A 21,582-nucleotide genomic window follows, 5' to 3' on the forward strand; every position below is an offset into this window, starting at 1 on the left:
GTGAAAAATTAAACACGATATTACAAATTACCTTCAACTTTTACATAAAAATCGGGGAAGATTCCGAGTTATTGCTAGCGTGACAAATGCGATTTTTGCCTTCGGTTTTGGCTTGAAAAAGGGCGCTGTCAGCGCTGCGAATTAGGGCGTCGGGAGATTCCTGGGCAGAAGGAATCGCTGTCGCAATGCCGCAACTGAGGGTAACGTAGGGGCCGATCGACGATCGCGCGTGGGGCAGTTTCAAGCTGGCGATGCCGTCGCAAATTTGCTGGGCGACAGCGTTTGCCCCTTCGGCGCTAGTGTTGGGCAGCACTAGGGCAAATTCTTCGCCACCGTAGCGGGCAGTCAAATCCCCAGCTCGCTTGGTGGCACTGGCGATCGCCCCCGCAACTTGGCGCAAACAATCGTCCCCGCCCAGGTGCCCATAAAAATCGTTGTAAAGTTTAAAAAAGTCGATGTCAAACATAATTAAAGACAGCGACAGTTTCTCTCTTGCCAATCTGCGCCACTCTAAGCTCAAAACGCGATCGAACTGGCGGCGATTGGCAATGCCAGTCAGTCCGTCAGTAGTTGCCAGTTGCTGCAATTTTTGATTGGCTATTGCTAGCTTGCGGTAAAGTTGAGATTGTTCGATCGCGATCGCCACTTGATTTGCCAAGTGCTGTAAAAAATCTATTTCCCACTGTTGCCATTCCCTGACACCACTGCAATTGTATGCTGTCAGCATTCCCCACAAACTATTGCCATTTTCTGCGATCGAATCCGGCAAATTTTTACCCTGCGCCTGCAGTTTGCCACTCGCCTGGTGCCAGATATAATTTTCCGCTGCATCTTGATTGTTCTCGACTTCCCAAACAGTTGCTTCTTGTGTTTCTTTTGCCGTTTCCCAGTCACCTGATTGCCAAATTGGCACGCTGATAACCGCTGCAATTTCACAATCTGTCAACAATTCTTTGCAACTGCCAGCCAACGGGGCAGTGCTGACATCTGCTATTGCTTGTACCGACTGGGATTCGACTAAAATAAAGCAGGACACCGCCAAAGCAGCACTAATATTTTGGTTTTCAATATAACCTTCTGGCAAACCGTCACCTGCGACGATCGCACCTTTTTGCTCTTCCCCGTCCAATTGAGACACCCAATCCTGACAGCGATAAATTAAAACGCGGTCTGTTTGGAGAAATTGGCGCACTTCTGCGACGGTACTTTGGAGAATGCTTGCCGGATCTATTGACGATCGAATATGTTCGATCATTTTGCCCAACAGCCGCTGTCGCAGAGCCTGCTGCCGCAATTGTTCTTCGATTTGCTGGCGTTCGATCGCGTAATGGATAGCCCGCACCAGCAGAGTTCGGTGAAATCTTCCCTTTACCAAACAATCTTGAGCGCCCCAGCGCAATACTGAGCGGGCTATATTTTCATCGTTGATATCTGTCAGCACCACAATTGGCAATGTCGGCCATCGCCCTTTCAAAACTGCGATCGCCTCGCTTCCCCTCAAGCTGTCTGACAGTGACAAATCTAATAGTACGGCGTCAAACTTGTCTACTTCCAGACGCCCAACTCCTATCTCCAGAGACTTAACAGTTTGGAGAAGAAATAGAGACTCGCTGAATGACCCTAGAAGGTCTTCGATCATTGTCGGATCTCCGAGGTCATCCTCAACCAACAAAATTTTCAGACATTGGTTACGTGTTAACACAACTATAGCGTTCGGAGCGAGTCGAAGGCAACTTTTTTGTTTTGATAGCGATACTTGCGATCGGCAAATATTTCCGCTTATCAAATTCACTATACACTCAAACTAGGCATTTAGCGCTCCATTAAAGCTTACATATCCGGTGGGAGTGAAACGATCTCAAACCAATACTCACATAAAGTCTTCATTACTTCCAGCAATCCTTCAAAAGTTACTGGTTTGGATATGAAAGAATTGGCTCCCAAGCGGTAGCAAAGCAAGATATCTCCTCTGCGGTGGGAAGTTGTGAGTATTACAACCGGAATTTGTTGCAAATGGGGGTCAGCTCTGATCAAAGTTAGTGTTTCTCGCCCGTCCAGCCTCGGCATATTCAGATCCAAAAGTATCAAGTCTGGCTGATGCCAATTGCTGCTACCAACATATTGACCACGACGGTACAAGTAGTCTAGAACTTGTTCTCCATTTTCCACAAATTCGCTCGTAATTGCTAATCGAACTTCTCCCAGTGCTTCCTTCACCAAAAAGCGCGTATCCTCGTCATCGTTGGCTATTAAAAGAGTAAATTTTTTCTTTTTATAATTCACGGCTTTGCCTCACTCCGAACGTTTTTTGTGAGGTCGCTGGACTTTGAGCCGTGTCTGAGTACCTGCCAAGAATCTCTTGCCATCATCCGGTAAATCTGGCTGAGAACACTGAAATTGTGTTGCAATAATTTACAGTTTTTCTGCATTTGCAAAGGTTTGCGAATCATGATTGTTTCACTTGGCAGTCTGTCCGAGAACCTGCAAACTGCAAACACATCACAAATCCTTCTCCGCGAACTACTATGGAAACTACTGCATCCCAAAGCAAGATGCTCTGGATACAGTTGAAAAAAATTAACAAGTCTTGCGCGCACCGCTGATTTATAAGTTGTATAAGGATAGAGCTAATAAATTTATATTGATAGATTTATAGCTCGATGTCATCAGTGAATATGCTACACTTTATAAGCATTTTTGTAAAGAAAAGATAAAGATATTTAAAGCTTAAGTAAAGGACGGGTGACAATCAAGCAATTTGGTGACAAGCCCCCGGATTCATCCGTGGAGCGAGAAAAAAGCTCCGAATCCTCTTCACTTGCCCCCGGATTTATCAGTGGAGTCGCTTTCTTCAATTCTAAAATCTAAAATCTAAAACCTAAAATATAAAATATAAAATATAAAATATAAAATATAAAATCTACAATCTACAATCTACAATCTACAATCTACAATCTACAATCTACAATCTACAATCTACAATCTACAATCTACAATCTAAAACCTAAAATCTAAAATCTAAAACCTAAAATCTAAAATCTAAAATCTAAAATCTAAAATCGATTGACTTTACTTTGATATAGGAATAGAAAAATAAAAAGTCGAGCCTCGATTGGGTTCTGATTCTACCCACAGGCTGCCGCCATGCCGCTCGACAATTCTTTGACAAATCGCTAAACCGATACCAGTTCCCGAATACTGTTTTTGGGTGTGCAAGCGCTGAAAAATCTGAAAAATTCGCGGATGATACTGTGAGGCAATCCCAATACCATTATCCTGCACTGAAAACACCCAGCTATCCCCCTGATGCGAAGCGTCCACCTGCACCACCGGCGCCTCACTGCTGCGGTACTTAATGGCGTTACCAATTAAATTTTGAAACAGTTGCAGCAGTTGAAAAGAGTCAGCTTTTACCCTTGGCAAATTCCCCTTAGTAACTGAAGCTTGATTCTCGCGGATGGCCAAATGCAAATTAGCACAAGCATCCTCAAAAACCTGATTGCAATCTATGAGCTCAAAAGGTTTCTGACTGCGACCTACCCGCGAATACTCCAGCAAGTCATCAATGAGCGCCTGCATCCGATCGCAAGAATGAACAATATTGCGGATAAATTTATTCCCTTGGGCATCAAGTTGGTTGGGAAAGCGTTTTTCTAATAGTTGAGCGTAGCCAGCAATCGTGCTCAAAGGCGCTTGCAAATCATGAGAAGCCACATAAGCAAACTGTTCTAGTTCGGCATTAGAACGAGTTAATTCTTGAGCGTAGCGGGTTTGAGCGTCTAAACTCGCTTGCAGCATTTCTTGTACCAGCTTGCGTTCAGAAATATCCTCGATCGCACAAATCAAATACTGTAGCGTCCCCTTGACATCGCGCATTGCCGACACAGTAACATTTGCCCAGCGCACTGCCTCATCTTTGCATAGCAAACGCTTTTCCACAGAAAAAGTTTGAATCTTCCCAGATAACAGCGAACCCAGGTATTCTCTGTCCGCTTCTCTATCATCTGGGTGAGTAATTGCCTCCCAATTTTGCTGTAACAATTCAGATTGTGCATAGCGGACAATTTGACAAAAGCCAGGATTTACCCGCATAAATTTACCACAAAGTGCGGTTTTAGCTATGCCGACCGCAGCTTGCTCGAATATCGCGCGGAAGCGTTCTTCGCTGTCTCGTAGGGCAATTTCTGCTCGTTTACGCTCGGTAATGTTACGAAATGTTACTGCCAGACCATCGTTTAATTTGACCGCCACAATGTGCAGCCAAACAATTGTATCTCCCTCCTGTTCATAATAAAATTCTTGGTCTACAGTTTCTCCTGTTTCTACTACAGAAACATACAAATCAAATAACCTGTTATTGCTAACTTGGGAAACTTTGGCTAACAAATTCTTGCCAACTATCTCATTTAATAGCAGACCATAAAATTTTTCAGCAGCAGGGTTAATCAACAGCCACTGGAAATCTACAATATTTCCCTCACTGTTGCGGACAGCAGAATAAGCCACCACACAGTCTAAGGAACTATTTAATATGCTAGCAAGCAGCGACTGCGACTGTTGCAGTTGATAATTTTGTTCTTTTAATTGCTGTTGCAGCTTTTGCAAGCGGACTTGCTTGTCGATGCGCGCTAAAACTTCTTCTACTTGAAATGGTTTCGTAATATAGTCGGCGCCTCCTACTCGAAAAGCTTGTAATTTATCGTTCATTTCATCTAATACGCTTAAAAAAATTACCGGAATTTGTTCAGTTTCCGGTGTCGCTTTCAGTCTCCGACAAACTTCATAACCGCTCATTTCCGGCATTCTAATGTCGAGCAAAATTAAATCCGGGCGATGGGCGATCGCAACATTCAACGCCAGTTGACCGGAAATAGCTCGGTAAACTAGATACCCCTGGGATGTTAGCAGTTTGGATAAGAACCGCAGATTGCTTGGTTGGTCATCAACCACCAATACTTTAATTTCGCTATTATCCATTTATTTTAAACTCGATCGAGTTAAATCCATTATCCTGTCGAGTCGGTAATCGGCAAGCAAATCTTTTAAAGCCTCAGCTAAAGTTGGATGACTTTCCCAGATGCGATCGACAAGTTGAATCGCCAGCTCTTCATTAACATCATTAGCTGCGTCATGGAGTTCCTTCACCCAGCTTTGAGGCATTTGAGCCAGCAGCCCTCCGAAAAATGAATCGGGTTTTTCGTTCACACAATAACGCCGTAAAGCCCTGACAGGGAGTCGGGGCAACTCTTGATAAAGATAGCGCACTCCCAAGTAGCAAGCCATCTTATCAAAAAGGATTTGTTCTTGAAAAGGTTTCCGCACAAAATCGTCGCAACCTGCGTCGAGAATTTCGCCTTTTTTTTCCTCAAAAGTGCTAGCAGTCAGAGCAATAATTACAGTTCGCCACTGAGTTTGTTTCTCTTTGGCTCTAATTTGTCGGACAGCTTCAAAACCGTCCATTACTGGCATTCGCGTATCCAGCCAAATTAAATGAGGCTGCCAACTTTCCCAAAGTTCAACCGCTTGGTAGCCATTTTCCGCTTCTCGGACTTCAAAACCAATTGGTTGCAACATTTTAACCAGCAGCAGCCGATTGTCTGGATTGTCGTCAACTGCTAAAATCCGATAAATCGGTTGATCTGCTTCTAGTCCGATCGCACGCTGAAATGTCGCCACGGTTATTTCCGACGAAATAGCGGCCAATACTCGGATATTAAATTTAAAACTGGTTCCCTCACCTAAAACACTTTTTACCCAAATATCCCCGCCCATTATCTGCACGTATTTTTTAGTAATTGTCAAACCCAATCCCGTACCATCAGCCGCTTTTCTCCCCGCTTGTGTTTGCACGAAAGCATCAAATAAAGTATCAATTTCTGCTGCTGCTATGCCAATTCCAGTGTCTTCAACTTCAAACAAAATTAACAATGGATCGACGAAGGTATAGTTAAGATGACTTTCCGATTCTGCCGGCTGTTGCTGGTTGCTTTCCACGCTCACGCGCAGCCAAATACGGCCCCCGTCGTGAGTAAATTTCATGGCATTTGCCAGCAGGTTAATTAAGCAAACGCGCAGCTTTTTTTCGTCAGTTTTTATATATTGGGGAACATTAGCCTCGACGGAAAATCTCAGTTGCATTTTTTTTGTTTCAGCTTTAATTTGAAACATTTCTTCGAGAGTGTCGAGGAGTTGATAAAGGTCAAAGCTGCGTTGATCTAAGCCAATTATCCCTGCTTCTATTTTCGACAAGTCTAAAACATCGTTAATTAGTTCCAGCAAATGTTGACCGCTGCGGTTAATAATTCGGAGATTTTCGAGATTTTCGTGGCCCAGGGAAGAGTCGCGGCTCATGACTTGGGTAAAACCCAGGATGGCGTTCAGGGGAGTCCGCAATTCGTGGCTCATGTTGGCAACGAATTGACTTTTTGCAAGCGAGGCAGCGGCCGCTGCTTCTTCAGCTTTTTTGCGTTCTATTATTTCTTCTTGCAGTTCTTTATTGCGATCGAGCAATTGTTTTTTCAGTCTTTGGATAGTCAGTTGGTGTTCGATTCGCGCTAAAACTTCTGCTACATGAAACGGTTTTGTGACATAATCAACCCCTCCCACTTGAAAGGCGGTTAGTTTGTCCAATACTTCATCTAAAGCGCTGATAAAAATAACTGGAATTTCGGATGTCTTCGGATCTTCCTTGAGCTGGGTGCAGACTTCGTAGCCGTCCATTTCCGGCATTTTGATGTCGAGCAAAATCAAATCGGGACAACCAGAGCGCGCGGCCCTGATTGCCATTTTGCCGTTAATTACGCCGCGGACTTTGTAGCCCCGATCGGACAGCGTTGCTGATAAAACTTGCAAATTTTCTGGAGTATCGTCAACAATTAATATGTTGCCTTTATTTTCTTCTATTTGATTTTTGATCATCGATCGCTATTTTTTGTTAATTTAAAAATTGTTGGAATTATCAAAAGTGGTTAAATAGTCATTATAGCACTCCCTCCTCAATCAACTCCTTTTATATTTACAGAACTTATCCTAGTTAAGATTTGAGATTTGAGATTTGAGATTAAAGAATTGGGAAGGACTGATGATTACCAGGGTGTGGAGCTTGGCTACAAGTAAATTAGTCTATAGCAGGCGAGTTTACAAATAGGCGATCGACCTACACGATCAATAATCCTGAACCTGCCCCTATTATCCCTTCTTCTTTCATCCTTCAACAATTTCTAAACTCCTCAATCAAATCGATAATCCGATCGCACCGGAAGTTATTCGCCAAATCGGCGATCGCGTTGCCGAAACTAGCATTAATAGGAGGAATCGACAACAACAGCCGAAAAATCTCCTCGTTATCAACCGCATCCGCCGCAGAATACAATTCATCAACCCATTCCGCAGGCATAGCTTCCAAAAATGAAGTATTCAGCGTAAAAGCCAAATCAGCCGTTTCAGTTGCCGTGGAAACCTCGCCGGACACCGCAGCATCAGAACTTAGCGAAGCTTCTCGATCGTAAACATAGCGGACTCCCAGATACTTAGCCATCTTTTCCAGAATCACTTGCTCCCGAAAAGGCTTCGCTACAAAATCATCGCAACCAGCAGACAAAATCAGCGATCGCTCCTCATCAAAAGCACTTGCAGTCAGAGCAATAATCACCGTTGCTTGACCTTTCAAATGCGCTTTAATCTGTTTAGTAGCTTCGTAACCGTCCATCACCGGCATCCGCATATCCATCCAAATCAAATGAGGTTCCCAACTCGACCACATTTCCACAGCTTGAACCCCATTTTCAGCTTCCTGCACCGCAAAGCCAAGGGATGTCAGCATTCTGACCAACAGCAAGCGGCTTTCCAGGCGATCGTCAACAGCTAAAATCCGGTATTCTGGCTGTCCGGGTTCCAGGCCCACCACTCGGCGAGCTGTTTGAGCCACCTGAATTTCCACTGCACTAGGGAGCGAAACTTTAACATCAAATCTAAAAATGCTGCCGCGACCGAGGGTGCTTGTTACCGTCATCTTCCCTCCCATTAACTTAACGAACTGCTGGCTGATTGGCAAGCCCAAACCGGTTCCTTCTTGAGCTTTTTTCCCGCTTTCTGTTTGCGCGAAAGGTTTAAACAAATTCTCCATTTCTTCCGCCGAAATTCCAGCACCAGTGTCTTCCACTTCAAATAGCAAACAGCAACTGTCAATTGGTTGAATCTCTCCCTCATTTTTAGTTTTTAACAACTCATGTTTGATTCTCAAGTTGACACCACCTTCTGCCGTGAACTTAATAGCATTTCCGACTACATTTATCAATACTTGTCGCAACTTGCTTTCGTCAGTTTCTATATATTGAGGGAGAGCTGGTGAACAATCAAAAATTAACTGCAACCCTTTTTTTTCGGCTTGCAGCTTCAGCATATTTTCAGTATTTTTTAGCATTTTGTGTAAGTCGAAGGTGCTATTATTAAGTGTCACCAGCCCGACTTCAATTTTTGACATTTGCAGAATATTGTTAATCAGAACAAGCAAATGTTCCCCGCTCTGGGTAATAATTCCTAAGTATTGCTGTTGGTCGGCATCGAGGTCTGGGTCGCGGGCAAGCAGTTGGCTGAAACCGAGAATTGCGTTGAGGGGAGTTCGCAATTCGTGGCTCATATTCGAGAGAAATTCGCTTTTTGCCCTGTTCGCTCTGTCGGCTTCTTCTTTGGCTTTTTGCAGGACTATTTCAGCTTGTTTGCGTTCGGTAATATCGCTAGCAGTGCCTGTTGTGCCGATGATGTTTCCTTCAGCGTCCATGCGCGCGATCGCCTTGGTATTTACATCAATCTTTCTACCGTCTTTTCCTAATACTATATTTTCGTACTGAAACACAGTTTTTCCCGTCAGCAAGCGCTGCTGAAGTTCCCATTTCCAGTCTATTTCTCCGGGAGCCAAGAAATCGCTAAAAGAACAGCCGAGCATTTCTTCAGGCTCGTAACCGTATATTTGTTTAACTGCTTGGTTGACAAAAGTAATGTGTCCTTGAGCATTGCAAGACCAGATAATATCTTGGGAAGTCTCAACTAAATGACGGTATTTTTCTTCGCTCTCTGCAAGGGCTATTTCTGCTAGCTTGCGTGGAGTAATGTCCATCAAAGTTGTGAATAGTTTTGTCACTTGCCCTTGTTGGTTGACAACTACTTCTCCTCTGGCTTCGATGTAGCGGATGAAGCCGGCTTCACTTATTTGTGACGGAGAATTATCCGCAACAATTTTCTGTTCCGGGCGCAGAATTCGATATTCCAAAGTGTAAGATTGCCCGCTAGCAATAGCAGTGTCGATCGTTGTTTGCCACTTTTGTCGATCGTCGGGATGCACGTATTGCAAAAACTCAGTTAGTGTTGGCGCAGGCTGGGTTGGAGCGATCCCAAAAATCCGAGATAATTCTTCCGACCAAGTAGTTGTGTTGGCCGATAAATCGCATTCCCAATTACCGACACGGGCGATTCTTTGCGCTGCTGCTAAAGAAGCCGCTATAGCTCGGAGTTTTTCTTCCGCTAATTTGCGATCGCTAATATCTTGAATCACAGAAATTACGCAGGTTTCCCCATGAATCTCAATGATTTCTGCTGACAGCAGCCCCGTTCTAACTTCCCCTGTTTTAGTGCGAAAATTAAATTCATAATTCAGAATAATTTGTTTTTCATCTAACAGTTTAAACAACTCGGCGCGGGCTTGTATATTTTCCCAAAGATTCAACTCAAGCGCCGTGCGATCGAGAATTTCTGCAGCAGAATAACCAATAGTCTGACAAAAAGCCTCATTAATTTCTAAATAACGACCGTCATTAAATCTGGTAATAGTAATCGGGTTGGGAGAAGAACGAAAAGCTTTAGCAAACTTTTCCTCAGACAATCGCAGTTGTGCAGTCCGCTCCTCGACTAAAGTTTCCAGTTCTTGATTTAGCTTTTGGAGCTGAGCATTTTGTTGCGCTAATTGCTTCTCCCTAAAATAGCTGTTAATCGCTTCTTTTACCGTCAACTTCAAATCTTCCGACTGCCAAGGTTTCGATATGTAACGGTACAATTTAGCATATTTAATAGTATTCGCCACGGCTTCTAAGTCTGCTTGCCCCGTCAGCATGATTTTGATAGTTTTTGGCGAAATTCTGTGAATCTGCTTCAGCAATTCGTCCCCTTTGATATTCGGCATCAGATAGTCGGAAATCACTGCTACGATTTCGCAACCCTCTGCCAGTAATTCCTCGATTAACTCTAAAGCATCTTCGCCACCTTCAGCGGTTTCTAATAAGTGTTCTTCCCCCAGGGTTTTTTTTAACTCAATTTTCAAACTTTCAAGAATTATCGGTTCGTCATCCACACAAATAATCACAGGTTTATTGTTCATATTTTTGTCAAACCAGATTTTATTGTTTCTACTAATTCTTTGCGCTCCCACGGCTTGTACAAACAACGGTGCAAGTTTGCTTGCTCTTTCACCCGTGATATTGCTACTTCGTCTGCTTGCCCGGTCAGCATAACTTTCACAATTTTAGGATATTTTTGGTGAACCATAATCAAAAAATCATCTCCTTTAATCCCTGGCATTAACCAGTCAGATACTATGACTAAAATATCACTTTCATCTTCTTTTTGAATTTCCTCCATAATTTCCAGAGCTTCATCTGCATTTTCTGCTACTTCATAGAGGTAAGCATCCCCAAATTCTTTTTTAAGTTGAATTTTCAAACTATTTAAGACCACAACTTCATCGTCAACGCACAAAATTACTGGTTTAGACATAAAACTTTACTTCTATTAAAATTGTAAAATTGGGTAATTTCCCGGTTTTTTTTATTGCTATCAAGGGATTCCTATGGGCAAGGATATAGTAAATTTTGTTTGACCAGGCACGCTTTCTACTTGCAGTCCACCTTGATGTTTCTCCAGAATTTTTTGAACTATATCTAACCCCAAACCACTGCCTTCCCCTGGAGGTTTAGTTGTAAAAAACGGCTCAAAAATTCTCGGCATAATTTCTGGGGGAATGCCAGGGCCACTGTCGGTAATACTGACTGATATTGCATTCGCTTGGTGTTTGACATCAATTTTTAACACGCCTTTGTTACCCATCGCTTGTAAAGCATTGTGAACTAAATTTGTCCAAACTTGACTGAGTTCATCAGGATAGCATAGCACAGAGGGCAAATTAGTACCATAGTTTCTGACTACTTCCACACCGTGTTTGATTTGGTAGTGGTAAAGCGTTAAAACAGTATCAATACCGTCGGTAATATTAGCGATAACTTTGGAACCCGACTGGTCGTAACGAGAGTAGCTTTTTAAAGCAAAAACGATTTTTGCTGCCCTATCTGTAGCAGTAGCAATATTTTTGGTGCTTTTTTGTACCGTAGCAAATTGGTAGGCGATTTGTACAATGTTTCGACTTTGGCTGTCTTTCAACAAAGGTAAAAAAGGTTCTACATTATTGCCGATACCGATATCTAATAAAGTACAGGCAAGACTAGCGGCGTCGTCAATGTTTTCTGATTCTAATTTACCCTGCAAAAGTTTTTTTAACTGACGTTTTTCTTTACTAGATAATGTATCTGTTTCTTGGCTGGACTTGTGTAGTAAAGCAAAGAAATCCTGTCGCCTTTCCGGGGATAGTTGTTGAAAAAATATCGGCAACTGCTGCAACTGTTCCGTCCAGAAGTCGGCGATGTTCTGCACAGAAGAGCGAATCGCCCCTAAAGGAGAATTGATTTCATGAGCAACTCCGGCAATTAACTGTCCGAGGGCTGCCATTTTTTCTGATTGAATAAGTTCTTTTTGAGTCCGCTTCAGTTCTTCTAAGGTATGAGATAACTCTGCATTTTTTTGGCACAGCGCTGACTCTGCTATTTTGCGGGCGTTAATGTTGCGGGCAACCCAAATAACTGCATCTTTTGAGAACAGAGAAATGCAGGCAGAAAACCAAATTGCGCGATCGCAAAATGTTAAGCTGTAGTCAAAATTGATAGGTTGTTGTGTTTCTAAGACTTGCTGGACTAAGACCCACCAATCATCCGGGTTGTCATCGTCAAGAAAATGTTCTATAGTCAAGCTGACTATATCGAAATCAGACTCAGAAATCGCTGCCACATTCGTTGGCAAAATTTCAATGTTCCGCTGACTATCTAGCACGAGAACGATGTCGGTCATCGCTTCAAAAACGGCGCGTACTTTCCTTTCAGAAAAGTGCAATTTTTCTTCGAGCAATTTTCTACCGCTAATTTGTTGCTGCAATTCTTCGTTACTGGCTGCTAGTTGAACTGTGCGATCTAGAACCCGCTGTTCGAGTTCGGTGTTGAGGCGGCGAACTTCAGATTCAGCGGTGGTGCGGTCTTGTATTTCCTTTTTTAACTGACTGTTGGCATTAATTAATTCTAAAGTTCGCTGTTTGATTTGTTCTTCCAAATTATCATTTAAGAGTCGCAATTTTTCCTCGACTTCAGTTCTCCGCAACGCTTCTTTTTGCAATTCTTCGTTCATTTTGTTCAACTCCTGAATTTTGTCGGCGACTGTTTCCTGCAAAAGCTCGACATTTGCGTGCATTTCTACCGGATCTAAGGCCTGCAGCAGGCTAATTTCAGTCACAATTCCGGCTAAATATCCTTCCTCGTCCACCACCACCAAGCGCCGGATGCCGTGCTGCTGCATTAACTGGTGAGCCTGCCACAAGGTGGCTTTTACCTGCAACGGTATCAGCGGAAAACTCATCGCGGCGGTGACGGGAGTACGTGCGAAATCTAGCCCCGAAGCTTGGAATTTAACAATATCGCGTTCTGTAATTATGCCCACAGGTTTCTGATTTTTGTTGTCGCTGTCAGTGCAAATGACTATGCAGCTTTTTCGCTGGGTTCTCATCTGTTTTACGACTTCTAAAACTGAAGCGCTGCTTGAGGTAACTATTACTTGTGTGGTCATAATTTCTTCGGCGCGCCACATTTTTAGCAAGTCGGCCGGTTTGAGGATTTGACGGATGCTTTCGCAGGTGATAGCGCCTAGCAACTTGCCACCTTCGTCTAGGAGGGGTAAATGACGGATTCTTTTCGATCGCAATATGCTCAATACTTTGAAGATATTTCCCCCTTGATCGAGGTTCAGGGCGATCGGGTTTTCAGTCATCACCTCAGAAATTGCCACCCCTGCTAGCGGTATTTCGCTAGCAGTTATTTTCACAACATCACGTTCTGTAAAAATTCCGAGCAATTGCTGCTCAAACGCGATTAAAATACAACTGGCACTCGCCTGAGTCATGGCAGCAATTGCGACTTTCAAGGGTGTGTCTGGAGGCAGCACCGGCGGTTTGGGGTCGATCGCCTGTTCTAGCAAGCTTTGAGTATCAGAAACTGTTGTTGACATGGGCAAATCAAGGGGGATAGATGCAGGGGGAACCGCCACTTAATACCATTTTAGATTTCAGATTTTACAGTCGCGGTATCCTCACAGCAATAGAGAATTGACATCGGTCTAAAGTTGCATTTTAGTCCCGCATTGGTATGATTTTTAGTGCGATCGCGCTAAACGGCGATATGAATTGGCACGATACACGTCCTTTGGCCGATAACTGATGTTACTTCTATTTTAGCCAAATGTTTTTCCACACTTTTTTTAACAATCTCCAGTCCCAACCCGCTGCCTTCGTAGGCGGGTTTTGTGGTAAACAACGGATCACATATTCGTGGCAAAATTACCAAGTAATTCAGTTGCCACTGACGAGCAGGCTCGGATTTTCTTCTCTCACCTCTAATTTTAAAATTAGGCAATTATCTATCGCTTGTAAACCATTGTGCATCATATTTAGGAAAACTTGTTTGAGTTCGTCTGGATTACACAACTATTTAGGCAGTGTAGCTTAAGATTCTCTGACAATTTCTACTCGGTGTTGTAGTCTTTTAATCAAAAATTAATGAATTTTTAAGGGGTTATTAATAGTAGCAATTACTTTTCTACCATACAGTTATATCGAGAATATTTTTGAAATTAAAAATTACTTTTGTGGCTCTCTGTGTACCAGATGATCTTCTTGGCAAGCTGTGAATAAATGGCAGAGACTATCTGACTGACTCAGCAAGTTAAGCTAATCCGCATTTAAATTGCATAGTAAAATAAATTTTTCCTCTTGTGGGGAGTAGGGGTTGGGCATCCTGCCCGCCCTCAACATACAAATTAAATGCACAACAGCTTAAGCACCCTTTGATGAAATATGTAATTGCAGTGCAAATTTATGGATTCCTTATGTTGAGCAAGCCGGATGCTCGATTCAGAAATTTCGTGTTTTATTTTTGTAAGTTCTTGCCCTGAAAAATAGGAATATTGCGAGTTTTTGCACAATAACCGACAACTTCAAACTCAGCGTTTTTGACAATAATTTAATAGCTTTCTCGGAACATTGGCAGAGTTTCCCTGACATGAAACTTGTCGTGACCGATACAAGCTGCTACTAAATATAATATCCTGCCTCAGAGGCTGTTGGCATTGAACATCGATAACTATAGCTATGTGTTGCAGGAACTAGCAGCCCAGAAAATCAGGGTGTCCGCAATTGTAAATAATAACCCTGCCTTTGCGCGCAAGCATTCAAGGCAGGGTTATTATTGAGTATTCCGAATTCTCAAGGGTGAAGCGAGGGCGCTGCTGCCGACTTCGGCTGCCCAGCAATGCACTACTCGCCCAATCGAGTTATTTTAGCGCTGCGTTGGGCCAACATCAGCACTACATAAATAGTCATTACATAGCCGGCGGCCAGAATGGGAATAATTAGAGGAATATCGCGATAAATCATAATTAGAACCAAAAGTCAAGGACGAGGAGGAGCAGGACAAGTTCAAGACCTACTACATTAAGTCAGCACGCAAGACCATGCCTTGGTTCTGAAGGCTGTTTTTCCATATCAAGCCTGCGGGAACATTTAGGCGTTCCCGGTCATCAACAATGATTTACTGCTTTACAGATGCTTAAACAGCCTAAAACCATCCACTTTAGCTGCTTTGAGCTACCGTGCACATAAGATGCGCTACTCTTAACTTCTGAAAACTTTTAGCCGCGAGGAACTAAAAATCTGTACCAGAAATTTTGGCTGCGATCGACTAACAAGGCTGGCTCTACGAAACTTTTACAGGCACCTAATAGCTACCTGCCCGTCTGGCTGTACTTAATGTATAGAATTGTTTAAATCCTTAATACCCATAATAACACAGGGTTTCTGGGATTTAGAGAATTTTTGGCAAGGTCCTTAACAATTCGATACAATAGGGGCAACCCCTCTGGCAGCCGGCTACTCGCCTCTGGCAGACGGGTGACTCCCATCGGGTGGTAGATGACAAATAACTGCAGATATCCTAGATTTTTCTTTTCTATTGCAGAGAATTACCTTAAAATAAAGATATGATATGTAAAATTTTGTTACTTTACGGCTTGAGTCGGCGTATCCATGATCTCTAGCACTCTCCTATTTTCCTCGGTTGAAGAAGACCTGCGACTGTTGACAGAAAACTTAAAACAGTTAGTGGGTGCCCGTCATCCCATCTTGTACGCGGCTGCAGAATACTTATTCGGCACAAAGGGAAAACGAGTGAGACCCGCGATCGTTCTGTTGATGGCCAAGGCGACTATGCCCGATCGGGAAATCACAGAAAAACACCGCCGCCTCGCTGAAATCACGGAAATGATCCACACAGCTAGTCTCGTGCACGACGACGTGGTGGACGAGTCGGATCTGCGACGGGGAGTGCCGACGGTTCACAGTCGGTTTAACAACCGAGTGGCAGTATTGGCGGGAGACTTTCTGTTTGCTCAATCTTCCTGGCATTTGGCAAATCTCGACAACCTGCCAGTAGTCAAACTGCTTTCAGAAGTGATTATGGATTTAGCTGAGGGGGAAATTCAACAGGGACTAAATGGATTTGACACCAGCTTGTCGATCGAAGCGTACCTCGAAAAAAGTTATTACAAAACAGCGTCTTTAATTGCCAACAGTTCCAAAGCAGCGGGCTGTTTGAGCGAGGTTTCAGCGGAAATAGCAGACGATTTGTACAACTACGGTCGCAACATTGGTTTGGCATTCCAAATAGTAGATGATATATTAGATTTCACCGCTTCAACGGAAACTTTGGGGAAACCCGCAGGCTCGGATCTCAGAAGCGGTAATCTGACAGCACCCGCACTATTTGCCCTAGAAGAAAAACCTTACTTGGAAGTTCTCATAGAACGGGAATTTGCCCAAGAAGGAGATATAGAGCAGGCCCTGGCACTGGTAGAAGATTCTAGAGGCATAGAGCGATCGCGAGAACTAGCCACAAACCACGCACAGAAAGCCGTCGAATACTTAGCTGCGCTGCCCCATTCAGAGTCCCGCCAAGCTTTGATTGATTTGGCTGAATACGTTTTGAGTAGACTTTATTAGAGGTTAAAAAGTTACACTTTATTGGTAATGGGGAATTGGTAATGGGGAATTCCCAATGCCTAATGCCCTGTTACCAATTAATAGAAAATTGATTTGTTTAGGCAAGATCCGGCGGTGGAGCCGATCGATACTGTTGCAAGTAAACGTTAATTAAACTCTGTACTTGCTCGCGAGGGATTTCCGTCCCGACTTCCTGATTTCCGGGACTTTCAAAAAAAACAATGCTGTCAAGACCTTCGAGAGCTATCATCTGAAATAAAATGTGAGTGACAGGCAAAAGCACCGGTCTGAGGCGATCGCCCCCAGCAGCCGCAGCCTGCGACGCATCTTTAATACTGCTCCAAGCATAAATCACCCTCTTCTCCCGTCCCGGTTGCTTGAGATTGCTCAAAACCACGATCGCCCAACTTTGGTCTACCGCTTGCAGGATCGAGTATTCAAGGTGCTGTAGCTGTTGGGCAATTAACACCAGGGCCGGGGCGATCGCCTTTAAGATTTGTGGCGTCGAACCGTCGGGCGGAGCTTTTTCGATCAATGCTTGAATCTGTTGGTCTAAATCCATCAGTCAGTTCTTTGATATCTAAAATTAAAAATTTCAGGTTAGCAGGTTCGCATCCAAGTATATATTACCCCTTGGAGTTTAGCTAGTCAGACGGGAATCCCCACACTATATCGCTTCGATTAGTGTGGGATGACTCCTCGCGTGAATCGAGGATTCCACATTTTCATGGTAATTAGCTCAGCAACAAAAGATTTAATCGATCAACTTCTTTTGGAGAAGATTTCTTTGGCTGGTATAGCTAGGGTTTGCTGAATAATCGATCGCAAACTAAGAACAGGAGTGATCGATATATTCAAGCAGAGTTATATATAAGTTTTTTCGGTATCAAGTCCCCCCAATTATAATTGGGGATTATCTTCAACCCAAAAACAGGTGTTCTTTTTCCAAATAGACAGAAAAACACACAAAAAACCCGGCGCCACCAGGTAGCAAGGTTCATAACCAAAAAAGTAATTGCAATAACCGTACCAGAGGTATTATCAAGTTTAGCCATAACTCTATTGAGACCGAATCTTCTTTTCCCTTGCCCAAACTTTCCCTCTATTGCATTTCTAATTCTTTCATCTTCTAAAGCTTGCTTCTTTTTTGCTTTACTCACATTTGCTGGGGGTCTTCCTAGAGGTGGCCCACTAATTCTAATGCCTCTTTCTTTACACCATGCTCGGTTTTCTCTTGTACGGTAAATGCGATCGGCATGAACGGACTCGGGATAATATCCTGTGAATCTATAATAAGCTTCTAAAGAGTGCTTTTAAGTCCCCTGATTCGTTAAAGTTATCCCAGCTCATCCGGTCTAAAAATACATATCCTTCAAAACAACTGGCTGATAGTTTGGCTCCAAATTCTACGCTTTTTCCGGCTTTTCCTCTGACTATGGGACGAATATGGGGTTGACTTAAACTTACTATTCTATCCTCAATACTCTGTTTATCGTTGTCAAATAACCACTGTTGTTGGCGAGCGACTTCTGTGAGGACTAGCAAGGTTTTATATTGTTTTTTATTCAGACCTTCTAGGCTCGCACCCGCATCAATTAGCTGTTCAATATGAGCCTGGTTTCTTTTGATATATTGAAGTTGTTTTTTAATTGCTTGTCTTTTTTTGTTTTTGGTCGGTCGTCGTTGTTTGGCTACTGCTAAGTAGTCTTTCCTGGCTAGGTTACGGTAGGTTCTTGGTTTTTTAGTGGTTTTTTCTTTAATTTGTTTATACAGAATGTCTATGATTTTTTCTGTATGAACTCTGGCTCTGTTTAATAGTCCTAAGTCGGTCGGATAACTAATGTCGGCTGGGGCGCAGGTTGCATCTATGATTAGTTTACCGCGATTGGGTGACTCATTTTTGGCGTCCGAATCCTTTTTTTTTTCGGGTTTGACAGGCGTGATTTCTCGCATTTTTTCAACCATGCGTTCGTTCACTTTATTAATTAGGTTGGGACTGATTCGTTGCCGAAAGTGTACTAAGAGGGATGGGTCAAATGCGAGTTCGTTGCTGTAGCTTGATTGACCGATGAAGTATTGCAGATAGGGGTTTTCACGGATCTGTTCTACTGTTTCACTCGGAGCTAATTCCTAATTTTTCTTTAATAATTAATGCCCCCAATGCCATCCTAAAGGATTTAGCAGGGGCCCCCTTTTCTGTGGGGAAGTTGGTCGCATATTCTGATTCAAATTCAGACCACGGGATTATTTGGGCCATTTTTACCCAACGGTTATCTGCTGACAACTTTCCACATGAGGGGAGTTCAAAGTCGGAGGGTGAGGGGGGAGCAAGCTCAGCTTTTCGGTACACGATCGCAGATGGTGATGCAGGGGTTTTGCTCTATTTTACCTGTTTTTTTTGCACCTGACTTGCATCGCACCAGTTCTTAACCCATGCCACGTCAAGTGCAACCGATATATTCAGCAAGCCCTAGCTAGAAGCACGGGTGTTTCTCAAAAATGGTTACAGGATTACGTAAATAATAAATATGCCTCACTCCAACGCAGAGTAAAGGTTAAACCTAAAAAAAGTCAGATTGAATGTTGAATGTGATGAACTGTGCCCATTTGTAGATTACCAAGAAAATAAGCAATGGGTGTGGCGCCGCAATGGATAGAGAGACCAGAGAAATTATTGGTCTTTATATTGGTGATCGTAGCGAAGAAGGAGCCAAACAATTATGGAATTCTCTACCTTCTGTATATCGACAATGTGCTGTTTGCTATACAGATTTTTGGGCTGCATATGCTTGTATTTTTCCTTCGCTACGCCCTCAGCCAGTTGGGAAAGACAGTGGAAAAACTAATCACATTGAAAGATTTAATAATACTTTGCGCCAACGTGTTTTTCGGATCGTAAGAAAAACTCTTTCATTTTCTAAAAAGTTAGAAAACCATATTGGTGCTATTTGGTATTTTATCCATCATTACAACTATGTTTTGAGCCAATAAATATCTAATCACTACATATTTATTACTACCCCGCAGCTAAACAGTTGCCATCAATGATTCTGATTTGATAATTAGCTAGTAACTTTGGTGGACTATCTCCCAGAAATTGCATCACATCAGTCATAGAGGCAGCAGTTTCTCCTAAATACTGCAAGATGGGGTGAGCCAATAGCTTGTATGCTAGTCCTACAAGGTTTCAACCATTATACCGATACCCGCAAATCGAAGAGAACGGCAACAGTCGCTGATCTAAGTTTATTCGTAAGGTTGCCAAGCTTGTCGCCAGCGACCGTTGCCGTTCAAGATTCACCAAGAATGCCTGAATAAAGAACACCTTGACAGGGCTACCCCGCTTTAGCCTATTGGTTGCCACCCGGTAAACTAGGGGATATGCTTTCACTCCTGCACTTGGAGGGAAGGACTTACCGCATGGCGGTTCACCTTCAAATGTAACCAGTTGTCACCAGTCTCATCAACTGGGCTAACCGTCTCGCAAGCTTTTTAACTTACTTTAGGTTAAACGAATCGCACACTCCGATCAGTGCCGGGTTGTTGACTGCTTACTTGAGGCATGACCGGACTTCAAATGAAGTTTTTTACGTGGGAGTAGCGGGTGTGAATCCGGTAGGGAAGTGGGCTTCCCATACTAAACAACCTTATCAGGTCGCACTCGGCTAAACGAATCGCACCCGAAACAATATAATTACACAATCGCAGCCGCTTTCATCGCGAAAATGCGATCGATCGCATCTTCAACAACCTTATCAGGCGTAGAAGCACCCGAAGTCACGCCCACTACAATTTTACCATCCGGTAGCCAACCTTCAGTTACGACCAAATCTCCCCCCAAAGGCTTGTGTTCGATCCGATTTCCCGGTAAAATGCGCTCCGCACAATCAATGTGAAAAGAAGGAACAGTTTTGTCGATCGCAATTTCCTGTAAATGCGTAGTATTAGAAGAATTAAAACCCCCAATCACCAGCATCAAATCCAACTTTTCCTCAACCAAACTCAACATAGCATCTTGCCGTTCCTGAGTCGCATCGCAGATAGTATTAAAACTCAGAAAATGCTCGCTCAAATTCTCCGGTCCGAACTTCCGCATCATTGTTTTTTCAAACAACTTGCCAATATTCTCTGTCTCAGTTTTGAGCATAGTAGTTTGGTTAGCAATTCCCACCCTTTCTAAATCCAGATCCGGGTCAAAACCAGCAGAATAAGCCTTACTAAACTTAGCAAGAAACTCAGCGCGATCGCCCCCATGCAAAATATAATTGCTGACATATTCAGCTTCTTGCCAATTCAGCACAATCAAATACTTATCAGCAAAAGAACTCGTAGCAACAGTTTCCTCATGCTTATACTGACCGTGAATAATCGAAGTGTAATCCTTTTTTTTGTGCTTTTCAACAGTATTCCAAACCTTAGAAACCCAAGGACAAGTAGTATCAACAATCTTGCAGCCATTATCATTAAGCAACTGCATTTCTTGGACACTGGCTCCAAAAGCAGGTAAAATTACCACATCGCCCCTATCGACAACCGAAAAATCTTTCTGCCCGTTCTCAACAGCAATAAAACCAACTTCCATCTCCCGGAGATGCTGATTGACAGACGGATTATGAATAATCTCATTAGTAATCCAAATCCGTTCGGTTGGGAAATGCTGGCGAGTCTCGTAAGCAATAGCTACAGCGCGTTCCACCCCCCAGCAAAAGCCAAAAGCCTCAGCTAGCCGGATCGTGACTGCCCCACGTTCCAGTCTGTAATTATTGTCGCGAATTTGCTGGATCAGACTGCTTTGATAAGCCGTCTGCATTACCCCAGCTACCTCAGCTTCGTGTCCGAAACCCTTGCGGTGGTAGTTTTCCGACTGTTGGAGCGATCGTTTAAAAGCTTTAGTATCCATGTGGTATTGAGTTGAAATCTAGGTTAATTACCTTTGATTTTAGAATGCCTGGGGTGCGATCGGACTTATTGGCTCAGTAGCAGACAGGGGATATGCTATTTATAGCTGGTAAAAGTATAGTCATTTATTGCATGACATGGGAGGCGCTAAGCCCCTCCCCTTTCACTTTTACTTTGAGCGGATCGACCCGCCTTGGCTGAACTACGCAGCTCCCTATCCCATTGCGGAACGCATTTGGGATTGCTTTTCTGAGAATATTGTACGCTGCATT

The 21,582-nt window shown here is 43.3% G+C and carries 13 protein-coding genes and 4 pseudogenes; 3 read left to right on the forward strand and 14 right to left on the reverse strand.

Annotation, left to right across the window (positions count from 1 at the left end; translation table 11 throughout):
• Positions 1-40: 40 nt before the first annotated feature.
• The 9 genes from QUB20_RS19005 to QUB20_RS28735 all read right to left on the reverse strand — a co-directional run bounded on the left by QUB20_RS19005 (position 41) and on the right by QUB20_RS28735 (position 13,772).
• Positions 41-1,702, reverse strand: a complete 1,662-nt coding sequence (locus QUB20_RS19005) for a diguanylate cyclase domain-containing protein (RefSeq protein ID WP_333248381.1) — start codon at positions 1,700-1,702, stop codon at positions 41-43.
• Positions 1,703-1,830: 128 nt separating this feature from the next.
• Entirely contained in the window at positions 1,831-2,283 is a 453-nt protein-coding gene (locus QUB20_RS19010) for a response regulator (protein WP_333248379.1), read from the reverse strand.
• Entirely contained in the window at positions 2,280-2,450 is a 171-nt protein-coding gene (locus QUB20_RS19015) for a hypothetical protein (RefSeq protein ID WP_333291574.1), read from the reverse strand. Before QUB20_RS19015 ends, QUB20_RS19010 begins: the two co-directional genes overlap by 4 nt.
• A 619-nt stretch (positions 2,451-3,069) precedes the next feature.
• Positions 3,070-4,977 (reverse strand): PAS domain S-box protein, encoded by a 1,908-nt coding sequence (locus QUB20_RS19020; protein WP_333248377.1) that lies wholly within the window; start codon positions 4,975-4,977, stop codon positions 3,070-3,072.
• Entirely contained in the window at positions 4,978-6,918 is a 1,941-nt protein-coding gene (locus tag QUB20_RS19025; protein ID WP_333248375.1) for a response regulator, read from the reverse strand.
• 292 nt (positions 6,919-7,210) lie between these two features.
• A complete protein-coding gene (locus tag QUB20_RS19030; RefSeq protein WP_333248373.1) occupies positions 7,211-10,369 on the reverse strand; it encodes a PAS domain S-box protein in 3,159 nt (1,052 codons plus the stop codon).
• Entirely contained in the window at positions 10,366-10,764 is a 399-nt protein-coding gene (locus QUB20_RS19035) for a response regulator (RefSeq protein ID WP_333238666.1), read from the reverse strand. Before QUB20_RS19035 ends, QUB20_RS19030 begins: the two co-directional genes overlap by 4 nt.
• Before the next feature lie 60 nt (positions 10,765-10,824).
• On the reverse strand, positions 10,825-13,368 hold the full coding sequence (locus tag QUB20_RS19040; RefSeq protein WP_333248371.1) for a CBS domain-containing protein: 2,544 nt from the start codon (positions 13,366-13,368) through the stop codon (positions 10,825-10,827).
• 158 nt (positions 13,369-13,526) lie between these two features.
• A complete protein-coding gene (locus QUB20_RS28735) occupies positions 13,527-13,772 on the reverse strand; it encodes an ATP-binding protein (RefSeq protein WP_445299416.1) in 246 nt (81 codons plus the stop codon).
• Positions 13,773-15,439: 1,667 nt separating this feature from the next.
• On the opposite strand from QUB20_RS28735, the gene sds reads away from it, so the two are divergent.
• Positions 15,440-16,411, forward strand: a complete 972-nt coding sequence (gene sds / locus QUB20_RS19045; RefSeq protein ID WP_333214464.1) for a solanesyl diphosphate synthase — start codon at positions 15,440-15,442, stop codon at positions 16,409-16,411.
• A 97-nt stretch (positions 16,412-16,508) separates the two neighbouring features.
• On the opposite strand, the gene QUB20_RS19050 is transcribed toward sds, so the two are convergent.
• On the reverse strand, positions 16,509-16,973 hold the full coding sequence (locus QUB20_RS19050) for a hypothetical protein (RefSeq protein WP_333056987.1): 465 nt from the start codon (positions 16,971-16,973) through the stop codon (positions 16,509-16,511).
• Positions 16,974-17,144: 171 nt separating this feature from the next.
• On the opposite strand from QUB20_RS19050, the pseudogene QUB20_RS28740 reads away from it, so the two are divergent.
• A pseudogene (locus QUB20_RS28740) lies at positions 17,145-17,219 on the forward strand (IS1 family transposase); the annotation flags it as partial.
• A gap of 46 nt (positions 17,220-17,265) precedes the next feature.
• On the opposite strand, the pseudogene QUB20_RS19055 reads toward QUB20_RS28740, so the two are convergent.
• Positions 17,266-18,761: pseudogene (locus QUB20_RS19055) on the reverse strand (IS5 family transposase).
• Positions 18,762-18,881: 120 nt separating this feature from the next.
• Between QUB20_RS19055 and QUB20_RS19060 the strand changes: the two are divergent.
• Positions 18,882-19,402 (forward strand): annotated as a pseudogene (locus QUB20_RS19060) (IS1 family transposase); the annotation flags it as partial.
• Positions 19,403-19,427: 25 nt separating this feature from the next.
• Here QUB20_RS19060 and QUB20_RS19065 read toward each other — a convergent pair.
• The 3 genes and pseudogenes from QUB20_RS19065 to QUB20_RS19075 form a co-directional block, all read right to left on the reverse strand.
• Positions 19,428-19,571, reverse strand: a complete 144-nt coding sequence (locus QUB20_RS19065; RefSeq protein WP_333056986.1) for a hypothetical protein — start codon at positions 19,569-19,571, stop codon at positions 19,428-19,430.
• A gap of 534 nt (positions 19,572-20,105) precedes the next feature.
• The gene (locus tag QUB20_RS19070) at positions 20,106-21,311 is read right to left on the reverse strand and encodes a 4-hydroxy-3-methylbut-2-enyl diphosphate reductase (RefSeq protein ID WP_333248369.1); all 1,206 of its coding nucleotides are present in this window, start codon (positions 21,309-21,311) and stop codon (positions 20,106-20,108) included.
• A gap of 124 nt (positions 21,312-21,435) precedes the next feature.
• Positions 21,436-21,582: pseudogene (locus QUB20_RS19075) on the reverse strand (RNA-guided endonuclease TnpB family protein); the annotation flags it as partial.

Source organism: Microcoleus sp. B4-C2 (assembly GCF_036705265.1).
Taxonomy (GTDB): Bacteria; Cyanobacteriota; Cyanobacteriia; order Cyanobacteriales; family Microcoleaceae; genus Microcoleus.

Coding starts and splice junctions, on each gene's coding strand:
- QUB20_RS19035 (WP_333238666.1), bottom strand. CDS start 10,764: ATGTCTAAACCAGTAATTTTGTGCGTTGACGATGAAGTTGTGGTCTTA.
- QUB20_RS19015 (WP_333291574.1), bottom strand. CDS start 2,450: ATGATTCGCAAACCTTTGCAAATGCAGAAAAACTGTAAATTATTGCAA.
- sds (WP_333214464.1), top strand. CDS start 15,440: ATGATCTCTAGCACTCTCCTATTTTCCTCGGTTGAAGAAGACCTGCGA.
- QUB20_RS19070 (WP_333248369.1), bottom strand. CDS start 21,311: ATGGATACTAAAGCTTTTAAACGATCGCTCCAACAGTCGGAAAACTAC.
- QUB20_RS19050 (WP_333056987.1), bottom strand. CDS start 16,973: ATGGATTTAGACCAACAGATTCAAGCATTGATCGAAAAAGCTCCGCCC.
- QUB20_RS19020 (WP_333248377.1), bottom strand. CDS start 4,977: ATGGATAATAGCGAAATTAAAGTATTGGTGGTTGATGACCAACCAAGC.
- QUB20_RS19030 (WP_333248373.1), bottom strand. CDS start 10,369: ATGAACAATAAACCTGTGATTATTTGTGTGGATGACGAACCGATAATT.
- QUB20_RS19025 (WP_333248375.1), bottom strand. CDS start 6,918: ATGATCAAAAATCAAATAGAAGAAAATAAAGGCAACATATTAATTGTT.
- QUB20_RS19040 (WP_333248371.1), bottom strand. CDS start 13,368: ATGTCAACAACAGTTTCTGATACTCAAAGCTTGCTAGAACAGGCGATC.